This is a genomic window from Bacillus sp. PS196, assembly GCF_037963555.1.
GTDB lineage: Bacteria > Bacillota > Bacilli > Bacillales > Bacillaceae > Bacillus > Bacillus subtilis.
The window spans coordinates 2,938,703-2,953,171 of sequence record NZ_CP150159.1 but is presented as its reverse complement, the minus strand read 5'-3'; the positions used below and the strand labels follow the sequence as shown (position 1 = coordinate 2,953,171).

The window sequence follows — 14,469 nt, the reverse complement described above, 5'->3', positions numbered from 1 at the left end:
TTCACCTTTATGGTGAATTCTTGCTTTTTTCATGGGGAGAAATGATGAAACGTTTTGATTATCTTACACCTGTTGGATTTGTGTTAGGAACGATTATTATTGTTATCGGGATTATTTCAGGATCGGGAGTAAGCGGTTTCCGCTCTTTTCTTGATCTGACCTCTTTCTTCATCGTAACAGGGGGACTTTGCGCCGCTGTTTTTATCAGTTTTCCGCCAAGAGAGCTGAAAAAAGCGCCCTCTGTGTTAAAGCAGGCATTCATCCGCCAGGAAGACAATGTGAAAGATCTTGTGAAAACCTTTGTTTCCCTTTCCGATCACGCGCGAAAACACGGGCTTTTATCATTGGATGATCAGGCTCGGGAAATCAAAGATCCATTCTTGAAAAAAGGGCTGCTTTTAGCCATTGATGGCTGGGATGAAGAAACGATTCGGCTCGTCATGGATTCAGAAATCGCAGCAATGGAGGAACGGCACCGAAAAGGGCGGCGAGTTTTTGAAAAAGCGGGAGAATTCGCTCCGGCGTGGGGAATGATCGGAACACTCGTCGGGCTTGTGCTGATGCTCAAAAACTTAAACGACCCGCATATGCTCGGACCAAACATGGCCATTGCGCTTCTGACGACTTTATATGGTTCATTACTGGCAAATATGGTCTTCAACCCGATCGCGGCTAAGCTTGAAGAGAAAACAGAAAGTGAAATTTTCATCAAGCAGGTAATGGTGGAAGGGATTATCGGTGTTCAATCCGGAAAAAACCCGCGCAACCTTGAAAGCCAGCTGGTCGTTTTCAGCTCACGGGAAGAATGGCAGAAGCAGCCAAAACAAGTAAAAACAAAAAAGGGATCTGTACATGAAGCTTAGAAGAGAACGTTTTGAAAGAAGGAATGGAAGCGGAAAAAACAGTCAATCTTCATCCAGCTGGATGGTAACCTTTACAGATTTGATCACCTTGATCCTTGTGTTCTTTATTTTACTCTTTTCGATGTCCCAAATTGATCTGCAAAAATTTAAAGCGGCAGTGGACTCGATCCAGAAGGAAGGCAACGGGCTTCAGCCGGACCAAACATCCATAGAAAAAAAGAATACATCCCCATCTGATACGAAGAAGCAAGAGGATCAGCAGGATCAGCTTCTCAAGAAAGTAAATACATATATAAAAGACAATCATTTGAAGGCCCAAATGACAGCCAAACGGGATGAACGCGGTGTCGTGCTCGTTCTTCAGGAGGCTGTGCTGTTTGATACAGGTGAGGCAAAGGTGCTGAAAAATGCCGAAACACTTCTTCACCAAATTGCCGTTCTTCTTCAAACCATTCCAAATGACATTCAGGTGGAGGGGCATACAGACAGCCGAAACATTTCGACATACCGATACCCGTCGAATTGGGAGCTATCAGCAGCACGGGCAAGTGGAGTGATTCAATACTTCACGTCAAAAGAGAAGCTTCCCTCCAAGCGCTTTATTGCTGTCGGTTATGCGGATACAAAGCCGGTAAAGGATAACAAGACAAATGAACACATGAAGGAAAATCGGCGTGTGGAAATAGTGATTAAAAAATCAAAAACGACCTCTTCGTAAAGGTCGTTTTTTACTTTGTTCTTTGCTGTTCAGAACGTATCGCATATAATGCTTTGCTGACAGTTTGGGCATTTTTTTCTGTGATTTCAGGCTTGCGGGGAATCGGAGGATATAAATCAGCCGGATCGCTCCAGCTCGACGGAAGGGCCACGGGGCATTGTTTTTGCCATTTAGCAATCCATTCCGGCGGGATCTCGTGTCCCGGATCAATTCCCTTCATTTCAAGCCATATTCTGGCCCAGGCGCGGGGCACGACACGCCAAATATCATATCCGCCCCCTCCGACTGCAATCCATTTCCCTCCGCAATATTGATGAGCCAAAGTGTGTGCAAGACGGGGGATTTCTTCGTATATATTGATTGTTGCTGATAAATGCGTCAGCGGGTCGTAGTAATGGGCATCGGCGCCGTTTTGGCTGATAATGACATCAGGCTCGAAATACGCGGCGACTTCTGAAGCTGCTGTCCGGTAAGCCTCAAGAAAAGAATCATCCTCTGTAAAAGCGTCAAGCGGAATATTAAAGGAATAGCCATATCCTTTTCCGCTGCCTTTTTCTTGGATCTGGCCGGTTCCAGGGAATAAATACCTTCCTGTTTCATGAATGGACAGCGTGCATACGTCAGGATTATCGTAAAATGTAAATTGCACACCGTCCCCGTGGTGGGCGTCGGTATCAATATAAAGTACCCTGGATCTGTATTTTTTCTGGATATATTGAATCGCCACAGCGCTGTCATTATATATGCAGAACCCTGAAGCTCTCCCGCGAAAGCCGTGATGAAGCCCTCCGCCAAGGTTTGCCGCATGCAGGGCTTGTCCTGACATGACCCAGTCTGCGGCCGTTAAAGTGCCGCCGACCAAGAGTGATGCCGCTTCGTGCATGCCGGCAAAGACGGGTGTATCTTCAGTGCCGAGCCCGTAGCTTTCTCCTTCTTCAGCGGGAAGCTTTCCGGCGCCCGCAAGCTTTACGGCCTGAATGTAATCGTCCGTGTGGACAAGGGAAAGCTCCTCTTCTGAAGCGAGTCTGGGGGTGACAATGTCTCCATCATCAAAGGCATTGATCGTCTTAAGCAAATCATATGTTAACAGAACCCGCTGCTGATTAAAGGGATGCTCCTGATGAAACATATAGGTTTGGTAGGATGGAGAATAGATAAATACACTGTCTCTCATAGCAGATCCCTTTGCTCTGACGGCCATACGACGTGGTGTCCATTTCTTTGTAATGCCTGCAAAAACGGCAGCGGATTCATCGTTTTTACACGGAAGACAAGCACTTTTACACCGGGATCGTCATGCGGATAAACAAGCACGCTTAATATTTTCACTTGAAGGTCTTGGCAAAGACTGCTGATCTCAGCGAGGCTTTTGGTGATGTCGTTTACTTTTATCTCAATTTGCGAGCCCGGCTGGTCAGCGCCTGTCAATTTGACAAACGTCCGCAGCAAATCGGTTTTTGTTAAAATGCCTATTAATTTTTGATGGTGTACCACTGGAAGGCAGCCGATGCCATGCTCGTAGAACACGGCTGATATTTCTTCGACAAAATCTAACGGATGGGCGCAGACAACATCCTTTTTCATAATTGAATCTACGCTTCGTGTGAGAAATAGGCTTCGTTTGTTTTCTTCAAAAATACTCGGGCTGGCCTGTTTCATGTCTCTGTCTGTAATCATGCCGATCACGTGTCGTTCTTCATCTACAACAGGCAGATGCCTGATATGGAATTCCTTCAGTTTGCATATGGCTGTTTCAAGCGTATCCGTCTTCGTTAATGTAATGACATCTCTTTTCATGATCTGCTCAACAATCATTATTTTTTCCCCTTTGCCAGTGTCAGTTAATACATATAACGATGATAAAAACGGAGCCTGTCAAATTGCTCAATTGATTCTTGGCTGACGTTTTTTCCGATGCGGGCCATCAGACAGTTTGCAGGGTGGGAGCTGATCTCCGGCTCATCCGTTGCAAACCAGACCAATCCGCCTGCATTCATCATCTTTTCCATGATCTTTCTGTATTCCCACACATCTTTTTTCATCCCTTTTAAATCCCAATGCCAGTAATATTCTGTCGTCATCACAATGTAGTTTTCCATTTGTTCATCCATCATGCTGACGGTCAGGAGCGTCTTTCCGACAGCGCATCCCCGATAGTCCGGCGCTACTTCGATGGCTCCGAGCTCAAGCAAATCCTCCATATTTCCTTCAGACCATCTTTCGAGCGGGTCAGGATATAAATACGTGACATAGCCGACAATGGTTCGGCCATCTCTGGCAATAATAATGCGCCCTTCGGGAAGGCCTGCAATGTCGACTAGCGCTTCATGCTGCTCACGAGGTGGGCGAAATGCGGTTAAATCTTTATGAAACTCATAACCTGCCAAATCCTCTGGAGAGACAGGCCCTTCTATCAGTAAAGAGCCGGTTGCTGTTTTGATGTTTGCTGAATGGTATGTTTTATGATGTTCCACTAATTCACCGTCCCATCAATTCTTATCAAAAATACATGCCTTCTTTAAGAATACCAAATTATAAAGCGTTTTCAACATGGTTTATATTTTAAAAATTGAGAAGAATATGAATATATACTATAATAATTGTGACAACTTCAGCAAAGGGGGATGTTTGGGCATGAATTTGAAAGCGTTACCAGCAATAGAGGGGGATCATAACTTAAAAAACTATGAAGAAACGTACCGGCATTTTGATTGGGCCGAGGCGGAGAAACATTTCTCTTGGCATGAGACAGGGAAACTGAATGCGGCGTATGAAGCGATTGACCGCCATGCCGAATCGTTTCGAAAAAACAAAGTAGCGCTTTATTATAAAGACGCAAAACGGGATGAAAAATACACATTTAAAGAAATGAAGGAAGAATCAAACAGAGCCGGGAATGTGCTGAGACGGTATGGAAATGTGGAAAAAGGGGACCGCGTTTTTATTTTTATGCCGAGATCACCCGAGCTTTATTTTATTATGCTTGGCGCAATCAAAATTGGCGCCATCGCCGGGCCGCTGTTCGAAGCATTTATGGAGGGAGCGGTGAAAGACCGGCTTGAAAACAGTGAGGCAAAGGTTGTTGTCACAACACCTGAGCTGCTGGAGAGAATACCGGTAGACAAACTGCCTCATTTGCAGCATGTCTTCGTAGTCGGGGGAGAGGCTGAGAGCGGCACGAATATCATCAATTATGATGAAGCAGCGAAACAGGAAAGCACAAGACTGGATATCGAATGGATGGATAAAAAAGACGGCTTTCTGCTTCACTATACATCAGGTTCCACTGGTACGCCAAAGGGCGTGCTGCATGTCCATGAAGCGATGATTCAGCAATATCAAACAGGAAAGTGGGTCCTTGATTTAAAGGAAGAAGACATTTATTGGTGCACGGCTGATCCAGGCTGGGTGACAGGTACGGTATACGGCATTTTTGCACCGTGGCTGAACGGAGCGACAAATGTCATCGTCGGCGGACGTTTCAGCCCGGAAAGCTGGTATGGTACGATTGAACAGCTTGGCGTCAATGTCTGGTACAGCGCGCCGACCGCTTTTCGGATGCTGATGGGAGCGGGAGATGAAATGGCTGCGAAATATGATCTAACTTCACTCCGGCATGTGCTCAGTGTCGGTGAGCCGCTAAATCCGGAAGTCATCAGATGGGGACATAAAGTTTTTAACAAACGAATTCATGATACATGGTGGATGACAGAAACGGGCAGTCAGCTTATCTGCAACTATCCTTGCATGGATATTAAACCGGGTTCAATGGGTAAGCCGATTCCAGGAGTGGAGGCAGCGATCGTTGACAATCAAGGCAACGAGCTTCCGCCGTACCGAATGGGCAATCTCGCCATCAAAAAGGGCTGGCCTTCCATGATGCATACCATTTGGAATAACCCTGAAAAATATGAATCGTATTTCATGCCGGGCGGCTGGTATGTGTCTGGGGATTCTGCTTACATGGATGAAGAGGGATACTTTTGGTTCCAAGGCAGAGTTGATGACGTCATCATGACCTCCGGTGAGCGCGTCGGCCCATTTGAAGTGGAAAGCAAGCTTGTCGAACATCCGGCTATTGCAGAAGCAGGCGTAATCGGAAAGCCTGACCCAGTGCGTGGAGAAATCATTAAAGCCTTTATTGCACTCAGAGAAGGATTTGAGCCGTCTGATAAACTGAAAGAAGAGATCCGCCTATTTGTAAAGCAGGGTCTTGCAGCCCATGCGGCTCCGCGTGAGATCGAATTTAAAGATAAGCTTCCGAAAACCCGAAGCGGAAAGATCATGAGACGCGTGCTGAAGGCATGGGAGCTTAATTTGCCGGCTGGAGATCTGTCAACAATGGAGGATTAAAAGGCGGCGTTGACACAGGATTTTATTTATGTTAAAAATGATATAGCTTCATATGAAAAGGTAAAGATTGAGACAAGTAGAATATCCTTACGTTCCAGAGAGCTGATGGCCGGTGAAAATCAGCACAGACGGATATATCGAATACACTCATGAACCGCTTTTGCAAACAAAGCCGCCCAGGCTTTCAGTAGTGAAAGAACGGACCTGATCCGTTATCAGGCAAAGTGATAAGACGAATGTTTGCATTCTCTTATTAGTAGGGTGGTACCGCGATAATCAATCGTCCCTTCGTGTAAACGAAGGGGCGTTTTTATTTTAATCAAAAAAGGAGCTTTATCTTATGACAAACTTACTTGAAGACTTATCCTTCCGCGGATTGATTCAGCAAATGACAGATGAAGAAGGGTTAAATAAACAGCTGAATGAAGAAAAAATCCGCTTGTACTCAGGCTTTGACCCGACAGCAGACAGCTTGCACATCGGACACCTGCTGCCTATTTTAACACTTCGCCGTTTTCAGCTCGCAGGGCATCATCCAATTGCGCTTGTGGGCGGCGCGACGGGCCTCATCGGTGATCCAAGCGGAAAAAAAGCAGAGCGTACACTAAACACTGCTGACATCGTATCCGAATGGTCCCAAAAAATCAAAAACCAGCTGTCCAGATTTCTAGATTTTGACGCAGCAGAAAACCCAGCTGTCATTGCGAACAACTTTGACTGGATCGGCAAAATGAATGTGATCGATTTTCTTCGTGACGTTGGTAAAAATTTCGGCATCAATTACATGCTTGCAAAAGATACGGTCAGCTCAAGAATTGAATCCGGCATCTCGTACACGGAATTCAGCTACATGATTCTTCAATCTTATGATTTCTTAAATCTTTACAGAGACAAAAACTGTAAATTGCAAATCGGCGGAAGCGATCAGTGGGGCAACATCACAGCGGGTCTTGAACTGATCAGAAAATCAGAAGAAGAAGGAGCAAAAGCGTTTGGCCTTACGATTCCGCTTGTCACAAAAGCAGACGGCACGAAGTTCGGAAAAACGGAAGGTGGCGCGATCTGGCTTGATAAAGAAAAAACATCGCCATATGAATTCTATCAATTCTGGATCAACACAGACGACCGTGACGTTATCAAATACTTGAAATACTTTACGTTCCTTTCAAAAGAGGAGATTGAAGCATACGCTGAAAAAACAGAAACGGCGCCAGAAAAACGTGAAGCGCAAAAACGCCTGGCAGAAGAAGTGACATCGCTTGTTCACGGACGCGAGGCGCTGGAGCAAGCCATCAACATCTCCCAAGCGCTGTTCAGCGGCAATATTAAAGAGCTTTCCGCTCAAGATGTAAAGGTAGGCTTTAAAGATGTTCCTTCTATGGAAGTTGACAGCACCCAAGAGCTTTCACTTGTAGATGTGTTGGTGCAATCTAAATTATCTCCTTCTAAACGCCAAGCGCGTGAAGACATTCAAAACGGAGCTGTTTACATTAACGGTGAACGCCAGACGGAAATAAATTATACCCTATCAGGTGAAGACCGCATCGAAGATCAATTTACTGTTCTGCGCCGCGGGAAGAAAAAATACTTCCTTGTGACGTATAAATAAGAAAAAGATCCTTTGCCACTGAAGGCAAAGGATCTTTTTGTTTACCGCATAGGAATGAAAGGAAAAGAGTATATTAGATAGGGCAAACACGACCAATCACCACCTTTTAAATGAAAGGAGCGCTAAAGCGTGAATCTCATGTGTACGATTGCAAAAGAACGGCTGCAGCGGGATCATTGGGAGCAGCAGGCGCAAGATAGTGTTGGCCAGCAAGAGGCGAATGACGAAACAGACGATAAAAAAACCCCGACCGCATAGCGGCAGGGGTTTTTAAAACGATTAACGAGAGTAGAACTCAACGATAAGCGCTTCGTTAATTTCCGGAGCAAGTTCAGAACGCTCAGGAAGACGAGTGAAAGTACCTTCAAGCTTTTCAGCGTCGAAAGTAAGGTATTCAGGAACGAAGTTGTTCACTTCAACAGATTCTTTGATGATAGAAAGGTTTCTTGATTTTTCGCGAACACCGATTGTTTGACCAGGTTTCACTAGGTAAGACGGGATGTCAACGCGGCTTCCGTCTACAAGAATGTGACCGTGGTTAACCAATTGGCGAGCTTGACGGCGAGTACGTGCTAAACCTAGCTTGTACACAACGTTATCAAGACGAGAATCTAAAAGAATCATGAAGTTTTCACCGTGTTTACCAGCTAGTTTGCCAGCTTTGTCAAACAAAGTGCGGAATTGACGTTCGTTTACACCGTACATGTGACGAAGCTTTTGCTTTTCTTGCAATTGCAAACCGTATTCTGATAATTTTTTACGTTGTCCTGGGCCGTGTGGACCTGGAGCGTAAGGGCGTTTTTCTAATTCTTTTCCTGTACCGCTAAGAGAGATTCCTAGACGGCGGGACAGTTTCCAAGATGGACCTGTATAGCGAGCCATAATGTGACTCCTCCTTTGGTTTTATTTTTGTGGAAAATAAAAACCGTCTGCTCTATTCGACCATGCACATTTTGTTTTCATGTATCCTCGCTCCAGCAGCAGAGAGTTACACGATACACCTTATCGATAAGGAACAAAATGAAAACATAGAAGCTGAACAAAAAGGCTGCAATATTTCACACAAAGGTCATTATATAATTTATTTGTTTTGAAGTCAACCATTCCTCCATTATTGCTTCACCGTTTATGATATAATAAACAAAAATTAGTGGTAAACTTTTAGGTGATAAAAACATGGTAGAACAAACTAAAGATCAATTATCCGCCTTTCATTATCATATGCTCGATTTTTTATTAACCAAATCTGAAAAAGTCACATTCACCGACTCTTTCATATGGCTGACTTCGGCTATTCAAACCTATTTTTCAACCCTTTGTGTTTCGCTTACACCGTCATCATCAGACTTTGTGACAAAACTGGCAGATGGTGAAGCGCGTTTTTCCGCTTCGAAAATAAACGCTTCATGTTACCTGATTGAGGACGGCTCCGGCAGGCGTTTCCATCTTGCATGCAGGCAGGATGAAGAGATTCCTGAAGGGCTTCCGGACGTGGTTGCTTCATTTTTAAACCAGTCGATGAAACAGGAAAGACTCTATAACAAAACGATCTACCAAAAAAAGATATACAAAATGACAGAGCTGTTCCATTCACTGCTTGATCAGACAGATGTGCTGAAGCAGCTTTTAGAAAGCTTGACAAGCACATTTTCTCTTTTTGAGTTTTCTTTATTTATATCGCACGATCAAGACCAATGTTTAGGGATTCCTGCAAAAGAGCTGTATATGGAAGGGGAAAAATCCGATTCCTTTGCGCTCAAAGTGTATTTGTCCGGAGACATTTTGCGGAAAAATGAATCTGTCGCCTATATTCCGATCAAAGGACAGCAGGGCACATACGGGGTGTTGAAGGCTGAAGGAACGGGTGACAGCTTTCTTACTGATGCCTGCCTTGATGAAATGTCGCTGTTAGCAAACGCGGCGGGAAAAGCGTTTGAAAATGCCCAGCTCTACGAACAATCCAAAGCAAGCATCGCAAATTTGGAATTGATTAATGAAACATCACGCCGCCTGAATCAGCGGCTGACATTGACTGATACAATGAATGATCTGGCTGTGAGAATGGCAGAATCGTTTCAGGCAGAAGAAGTGGGATTTTTTCATATAGACCATTTTGAAAACCTAACATTGCTCCCAGGCAGCACAGCATTTTTTAAAGAAGCGAAGCCGTCAGATTTTTATAATGAGCTGAAAGAAAAGCTGTATGAAGGTGAAAAAGGGGTTTTCATCGGGAATGGCCAGTCTGTTTTTGGGAAGGCGGGGTACGGCTCGCTGATGGCTGCTCCGATGATTCAAAACGACCGGCTTCTGGGCTTTGCGGTTTTATTGAAACAGGAGCTGTACGCTTTTACATTTGAAATGTACAAGCTGTTTCAGGCGCTGATTCATCACGCGACACTGGCTGTAACCAATTCAATGCTTCGCGACCGTCTTGAGCACCTTGTGAAAACAGATCAGCTGACTGAACTGTATTCACGAGCGTATTTAGATGAAAAAATTCAATACAGCATGAAAATCCACCAAAAGGGTGTTTTTATTCTTGTTGATATTGATAATTTTAAAAATGTAAATGATACGTACGGCCATCAGACTGGGGACGAGATTTTAATTCAAGTCGCTTCAGTGATTAAAAGCAACATCCGAAAGCATGATGTCGGTGCCCGCTGGGGAGGAGAGGAGCTGGCGATTTATTTGCCAAATGTGCCGGTTGCAGTGGGGAAACGGATTACCGAGCGGCTGGTTTACGCGGTCAGAAAAAATACGAAACCCGAGGTAACCATTTCCTGCGGTATCTCCTGCTGGACGACAGAAACAAAAAAGTCGCTGAAAGAGCTTGTGCATGAGGCAGACGAAGCGCTCTACAGCGCGAAACGGAGCGGGAAAAACCGCTTGATGGTTCATGACTCAATAAAATAAAAAAAGCCCAAAACGATATCAGTTTTGGGCTTTTATATTACTGCGCTAACGCTTTTTCTAGCGTTTCGGCAAATTGAGTTAAGTATTTTTCATCAATTTCGTCGAAACGGTTTTTCACTGGGCTGTCGATGTCCAAGACGCCGACAATTTTTCCGTCTACACGAATCGGAAGCACAATTTCTGATTGGGACTCTGCATCGCAGGCGATATGTCCAGGAAACGCGTTTACATCCTCAACACGTTCCACTTTTCCGTTTGCGTACGCTGTGCCGCAAACCCCTCTGCCGAAAGGAATCCGAACACATGCCGGGAGGCCTTGGAACGGACCTAACACAAGCTGTCCATCCTCTTCTTTGGCAAAATAGAAACCCGCCCAGTTGACTTCAGGCAGCGAATGATACAGCAGTGCTGAGGCATTTGCATAGTTAGCTATTTGGTCTGTTTCGTCTTCGGTCATGGCTTCGAGCTGTTTTAGCAGAAGCTGATAGTCTTTTTCTTTATCTCCAGATTGTTTTTCGACATGGAACATGGAAAACCCTCACTTTTTCTATAATATAAAACAAAGTTCCGGCTTTTCTGCCGGCATTTGTCGATAAGTTCTTACAGGAACAGCGGCTTTCTGCTTGAATAGTATCAAGAGGAAGGAGTGAGCCGTATGAAAGTAAGCACCAAAGACAAAATTATTGAATCTGCTGTCATGCTTTTTAACCAAAAAGGATTTTCTGGCACGTCTGTCCGTGAAATCGCAAAGTCAGCTGATGTAAATGTTGCGCACATCTCCTACTATTTTAAAGGCAAAGGAGGCTTGATGGAACACTTAGTTTCAGAGTTTTACGAGGGCTACAGCAAAACGCTTGAAACAGCGGCAAGCAATATCTCTTCTCAAAGCACTCAGGAACAGCTTCTTCAATTGGTTTTCGATATTTTATCCTATCAGCATAATCATCGTCAATTAACTCGTTTTGTCTACCGGGAAGTCACAATTGACTCCACATTAATCAGGGAAATTATGTCGACATATCTAATGAAGGAAAAGTATATCTTCCAGCTGATCATTGAGGAAGGAGAAAAACAGCGTGAATATTTAACGCTGCCGCTGCCTCATTTTATTCTCCAATTAAAATCTCTCTTGATGATGCCCTATCTCCAGCCTCAATATATTTCAGAAGTACTCTACATGCAGCCGCACGAGCCGTATTTTTATAAAATGTATTTTGAAGAAATCAAGATTTGGATCAGAAGCGTCTTCCGGACAGGAGACGTGGCGCTCACCAACTAGCACCGTTCCAAAAACGCCTCATACGCATATCCGACATCTCCCGCTTGATGGGCATCTGACCCAAACACAAGCGGGATCTTCTTTTGCTTCGCTTCATTCAGCATCCAATCCTCGATATAAATACCGCCAGCGTAAGTTTTTCTTAAGCCGGAAGTATTGAAGTCGAGCTCCATTCCGTTTTCTTCAATGGCATTCAGGCACAGGGAAACGAGGCCGCGAATATGTTCTGACATGCTGTATGGAAACAGCTTGATGAATTTTTGGACGAGTGTGATGTGACCGACTCTTTTTGGCTTATAAACGCCGAGAGATGCTACAATGGAAGAATAGATACTCCGGTAATATTGTTCATATACCGCTTCAATGCTTCCGCAGGCTGAAATCAGCTCTTTGAAGGTATGCTCGTCATAATCAAGGCATAGATAGGAAGAGTCTGTGCGCAAAAAATGAACGGATAAGATGCTGTCATCTAAATATGGCCCGTATGTGTCCAGGAATAATGTAATTTCGTCTTCAAATTCAGCGATATAATCGACTTCAAGCCCTATCCGTATGCTAAGCTGTCCGCGATATTCTTTTTTTAATCCGGAAATTTCATGAATATAGCGTTCCAAAGAAGCTTGCGCCATCGCGCTGTCTTTCAGCGGCGTGGGATCGGTAAAAGAGGGCGGCAATGGGGCGTGTTCGGTAAAAGTAATCGATTCGAACCCTTTTTTTAAGGCTTCTTCTGCATATTGTCTGAGTGTGTCATTGGAGCCGTGAGGGCAAAATGGTGTGTGAATATGTCCGTCTCGCTTTTGCATTGATGTCACCCCATGAAAAAATAGTCAAATCCTGCCGATTTTGCACAAAAAGTTTTTGATTTCTGGTCAAAAAATGTTTGTTACATGGTATCATAATAACAATGAAAACGACAGTTTTTCTCAATACATATCCTGAAATCTTTCTGAATAAATAAAACACCCTGACAGATTAAGGTAAACAGCAAGGGGGCTCATTATGGAGTTTGTCATTGGATTATTAATTGTACTGCTTGCGCTGTTTGCGGCAGGCTACTTTTTCAGGAAAAAAATCTACGCCGAAATCGACCGGCTGGAATCGTGGAAGATTGAAATTCTGAATCGGTCGATCGTGGAAGAAATGTCTAAAATAAAACATTTAAAAATGACGGGTCAGACAGAAGAGTTCTTTGAGAAGTGGCGTGAAGAATGGGACGAGATTGTCACAGCCCACATGCCGAAAGTTGAAGAGCTCCTTTATGATGCCGAGGAAAATGCAGACAAATACCGGTTTAAAAAGGCCAATCAAGTGCTCGTTCATATCGACGACCTGCTGACAGCGGCTGAATCAAGCATTGAAAAGATTCTTCGGGAAATCAGCGATCTTGTCACAAGTGAGGAAAAGAGCCGTGAAGAGATTGAACAGGTGAGGGAGCGCTATTCGAAATCTCGAAAAAACCTGCTGGCTTACAGCCACCTTTACGGGGAGCTTTATGACAGCCTTGAAAAGGATCTGGACGAAATTTGGAGCGGCATCAAACAATTTGAAGAAGAAACAGAAGGCGGAAACTATATTACTGCACGAAAAGTACTGCTTGAGCAGGACCGCAATCTTGAACGGCTTCAGTCATACATAGATGATGTGCCGAAGCTGTTAGCTGACTGTAAACAGACGGTGCCCGGACAGATTGCAAAGCTCAAGGATGGCTATGGCGAAATGAAAGAAAAAGGGTACAAGCTTGAGCATATCCAGCTTGATAAGGAATTAGAAAATCTGTCAAACCAGCTGAAACGAGCGGAACATGTCCTGATGACTGAGCTGGATATTGATGAAGCGTCCGCAATCCTGCAGCTCATTGACGAAAATATTCAATCTGTTTATCAGCAGCTGGAGGGCGAAGTTGAAGCCGGTCAATCCGTACTAAGCAAAATGCCTGAATTGATTATTGCTTACGACAAGCTTAAAGAAGAGAAAGAGCATACGAAAGCGGAAACTGAGCTGGTGAAGGAAAGCTACAGGCTGACAGCCGGTGAGCTCGGCAAACAGCAGGCTTTTGAAAAGCGCCTTGATGAAATTGGAAAGCTGCTATCATCCGTTAAAGATAAGCTTGATGCAGAGCATGTCGCCTACTCACTTTTAGTAGAAGAAGTTGCTTCAATAGAGAAGCAAATTGAAGAAGTGAAAAAAGAGCATGCCGAGTATCGTGAAAATCTGCAAGCGCTGAGAAAAGAAGAGCTTCAGGCGAGGGAGACGCTCAGCAATTTGAAAAAAACAATTTCTGAGACAGCTAGACTGCTGAAGACTAGCAACATTCCAGGGATTCCGAGCTATATTCAAGAAATGCTGGAGAACGCGCATCATCATATTCAAGAAACAGTCAATCAACTAAACGAACTTCCATTAAATATGGAAGAAGCCGGAGCCCATTTGAAGCAAGCAGAAGAAATCGTCAACAGGGCAAGCCGGGAATCAGAGGAACTTGTCGAGCAGGTCATCCTCATTGAAAAAATCATTCAGTTCGGAAACCGGTTCAGAAGCCAGAATCATATTTTATCTGAACAGCTGAAAGAAGCGGAAAGACGTTTTTATGCTTTTGATTATGACGACTCTTATGAAATTGCAGCTGCCGCTGTAGAAAAGGCTGCGCCAGGTGCAGTTGAAAAAATCAAAGCAGACATATCCGCTTAGATAATCACGACTATGAAAAAGAGCCCGCAGTGTAATGAGCAGG

The 14,469-nt window shown here is 44.3% G+C and carries 14 protein-coding genes and 1 other annotated feature; of the genes, 8 read left to right on the top strand and 6 right to left on the bottom strand.

What is annotated here, in order from left to right:
• The first annotated feature begins 44 nt into the window (after positions 1 to 44).
• Both motP and motS read left to right on the top strand, forming a co-directional pair.
• Positions 45 to 863, top strand: coding sequence for a flagellar motor protein MotP (gene motP, locus NST79_RS15405; protein WP_014477672.1), 819 nt, complete (start codon positions 45 to 47; stop codon positions 861 to 863).
• On the top strand, positions 853 to 1,581 hold the full coding sequence (motS, locus tag NST79_RS15400) for a flagellar motor protein MotS (protein WP_003229290.1): 729 nt from the start codon (positions 853 to 855) through the stop codon (positions 1,579 to 1,581). Before motP ends, motS begins: the two co-directional genes overlap by 11 nt.
• Positions 1,582 to 1,591: 10 nt before the next feature.
• On the opposite strand, the gene NST79_RS15395 is transcribed toward motS, so the two are convergent.
• The 3 genes from NST79_RS15395 to acuA are packed head-to-tail and all read right to left on the bottom strand — an operon-like array spanning position 1,592 to position 4,055.
• Positions 1,592 to 2,755: an acetoin utilization protein AcuC gene (locus NST79_RS15395; RefSeq protein WP_024572896.1), complete on the bottom strand. Its 1,164-nt coding sequence runs from the start codon at positions 2,753 to 2,755 to the stop codon at positions 1,592 to 1,594.
• The gene (locus NST79_RS15390) at positions 2,752 to 3,396 is read right to left on the bottom strand and encodes an acetoin utilization AcuB family protein (RefSeq protein ID WP_003229294.1); all 645 of its coding nucleotides are present in this window, start codon (positions 3,394 to 3,396) and stop codon (positions 2,752 to 2,754) included. Before NST79_RS15390 ends, NST79_RS15395 begins: the two co-directional genes overlap by 4 nt.
• A 26-nt stretch (positions 3,397 to 3,422) precedes the next feature.
• A complete protein-coding gene (gene acuA, locus NST79_RS15385; protein ID WP_014665002.1) occupies positions 3,423 to 4,055 on the bottom strand; it encodes an acetoin utilization protein acetyltransferase AcuA in 633 nt (210 codons plus the stop codon).
• Positions 4,056 to 4,215: 160 nt separating this feature from the next.
• Between acuA and acsA the strand changes: the two genes are divergently transcribed.
• From acsA to NST79_RS15370, 3 genes are all read left to right on the top strand, one after another.
• On the top strand, positions 4,216 to 5,934 hold the full coding sequence (gene acsA, locus NST79_RS15380) for an acetate--CoA ligase (RefSeq protein ID WP_004399030.1): 1,719 nt from the start codon (positions 4,216 to 4,218) through the stop codon (positions 5,932 to 5,934).
• A gap of 54 nt (positions 5,935 to 5,988) precedes the next feature.
• Positions 5,989 to 6,225 (top strand) — a binding site (T-box leader).
• A 49-nt stretch (positions 6,226 to 6,274) separates the two neighbouring features.
• Complete coding sequence (tyrS, locus tag NST79_RS15375) at positions 6,275 to 7,543, top strand: tyrosine--tRNA ligase (RefSeq protein ID WP_029318254.1); 1,269 nt, start codon at positions 6,275 to 6,277, stop codon at positions 7,541 to 7,543.
• A 129-nt stretch (positions 7,544 to 7,672) separates the two neighbouring features.
• Positions 7,673 to 7,801 (top strand): hypothetical protein, encoded by a 129-nt coding sequence (locus tag NST79_RS15370; protein WP_032722349.1) that lies wholly within the window; start codon positions 7,673 to 7,675, stop codon positions 7,799 to 7,801.
• Between the two features lie 21 nt (positions 7,802 to 7,822).
• Here NST79_RS15370 and rpsD read toward each other — a convergent pair whose 3' ends face one another.
• Complete coding sequence (gene rpsD, locus NST79_RS15365; protein WP_003229304.1) at positions 7,823 to 8,425, bottom strand: 30S ribosomal protein S4; 603 nt, start codon at positions 8,423 to 8,425, stop codon at positions 7,823 to 7,825.
• A 294-nt stretch (positions 8,426 to 8,719) separates the two neighbouring features.
• Here rpsD and NST79_RS15360 point away from each other — a divergent pair, with 294 nt between their 5' ends.
• The gene (locus NST79_RS15360; RefSeq protein ID WP_212059341.1) at positions 8,720 to 10,459 is read left to right on the top strand and encodes a diguanylate cyclase; all 1,740 of its coding nucleotides are present in this window, start codon (positions 8,720 to 8,722) and stop codon (positions 10,457 to 10,459) included.
• A gap of 37 nt (positions 10,460 to 10,496) precedes the next feature.
• On the opposite strand, the gene NST79_RS15355 is transcribed toward NST79_RS15360, so the two are convergent.
• Positions 10,497 to 10,988, bottom strand: a complete 492-nt coding sequence (locus NST79_RS15355) for a GAF domain-containing protein (RefSeq protein WP_212059333.1) — start codon at positions 10,986 to 10,988, stop codon at positions 10,497 to 10,499.
• Between the two features lie 126 nt (positions 10,989 to 11,114).
• On the opposite strand from NST79_RS15355, the gene refZ reads away from it, so the two are divergent.
• On the top strand, positions 11,115 to 11,738 hold the full coding sequence (refZ, locus tag NST79_RS15350) for a transcriptional regulator RefZ (RefSeq protein ID WP_014477663.1): 624 nt from the start codon (positions 11,115 to 11,117) through the stop codon (positions 11,736 to 11,738).
• On the opposite strand, the gene hisJ is transcribed toward refZ, so the two are convergent.
• A complete protein-coding gene (gene hisJ, locus NST79_RS15345; RefSeq protein WP_212059331.1) occupies positions 11,735 to 12,541 on the bottom strand; it encodes a histidinol-phosphatase HisJ in 807 nt (268 codons plus the stop codon). The two genes, refZ and hisJ, sit on opposite strands and share 4 nt — an antisense overlap.
• A 196-nt stretch (positions 12,542 to 12,737) precedes the next feature.
• Between hisJ and ezrA the strand changes: the two genes are divergently transcribed.
• The gene (ezrA, locus tag NST79_RS15340; RefSeq protein ID WP_029318251.1) at positions 12,738 to 14,426 is read left to right on the top strand and encodes a septation ring formation regulator EzrA; all 1,689 of its coding nucleotides are present in this window, start codon (positions 12,738 to 12,740) and stop codon (positions 14,424 to 14,426) included.
• Positions 14,427 to 14,469: the final 43 nt, after the last annotated feature.

Coding starts and splice junctions, on each gene's coding strand:
- hisJ (WP_212059331.1), bottom strand. CDS start 12,541: ATGCAAAAGCGAGACGGACATATTCACACACCATTTTGCCCTCACGGC.
- refZ (WP_014477663.1), top strand. CDS start 11,115: ATGAAAGTAAGCACCAAAGACAAAATTATTGAATCTGCTGTCATGCTT.
- rpsD (WP_003229304.1), bottom strand. CDS start 8,425: ATGGCTCGCTATACAGGTCCATCTTGGAAACTGTCCCGCCGTCTAGGA.
- ezrA (WP_029318251.1), top strand. CDS start 12,738: ATGGAGTTTGTCATTGGATTATTAATTGTACTGCTTGCGCTGTTTGCG.
- acsA (WP_004399030.1), top strand. CDS start 4,216: ATGAATTTGAAAGCGTTACCAGCAATAGAGGGGGATCATAACTTAAAA.
- tyrS (WP_029318254.1), top strand. CDS start 6,275: ATGACAAACTTACTTGAAGACTTATCCTTCCGCGGATTGATTCAGCAA.
- NST79_RS15360 (WP_212059341.1), top strand. CDS start 8,720: ATGGTAGAACAAACTAAAGATCAATTATCCGCCTTTCATTATCATATG.
- NST79_RS15395 (WP_024572896.1), bottom strand. CDS start 2,755: ATGAGAGACAGTGTATTTATCTATTCTCCATCCTACCAAACCTATATG.
- motP (WP_014477672.1), top strand. CDS start 45: ATGAAACGTTTTGATTATCTTACACCTGTTGGATTTGTGTTAGGAACG.
- motS (WP_003229290.1), top strand. CDS start 853: ATGAAGCTTAGAAGAGAACGTTTTGAAAGAAGGAATGGAAGCGGAAAA.
- NST79_RS15390 (WP_003229294.1), bottom strand. CDS start 3,396: ATGATTGTTGAGCAGATCATGAAAAGAGATGTCATTACATTAACGAAG.
- NST79_RS15355 (WP_212059333.1), bottom strand. CDS start 10,988: ATGTTCCATGTCGAAAAACAATCTGGAGATAAAGAAAAAGACTATCAG.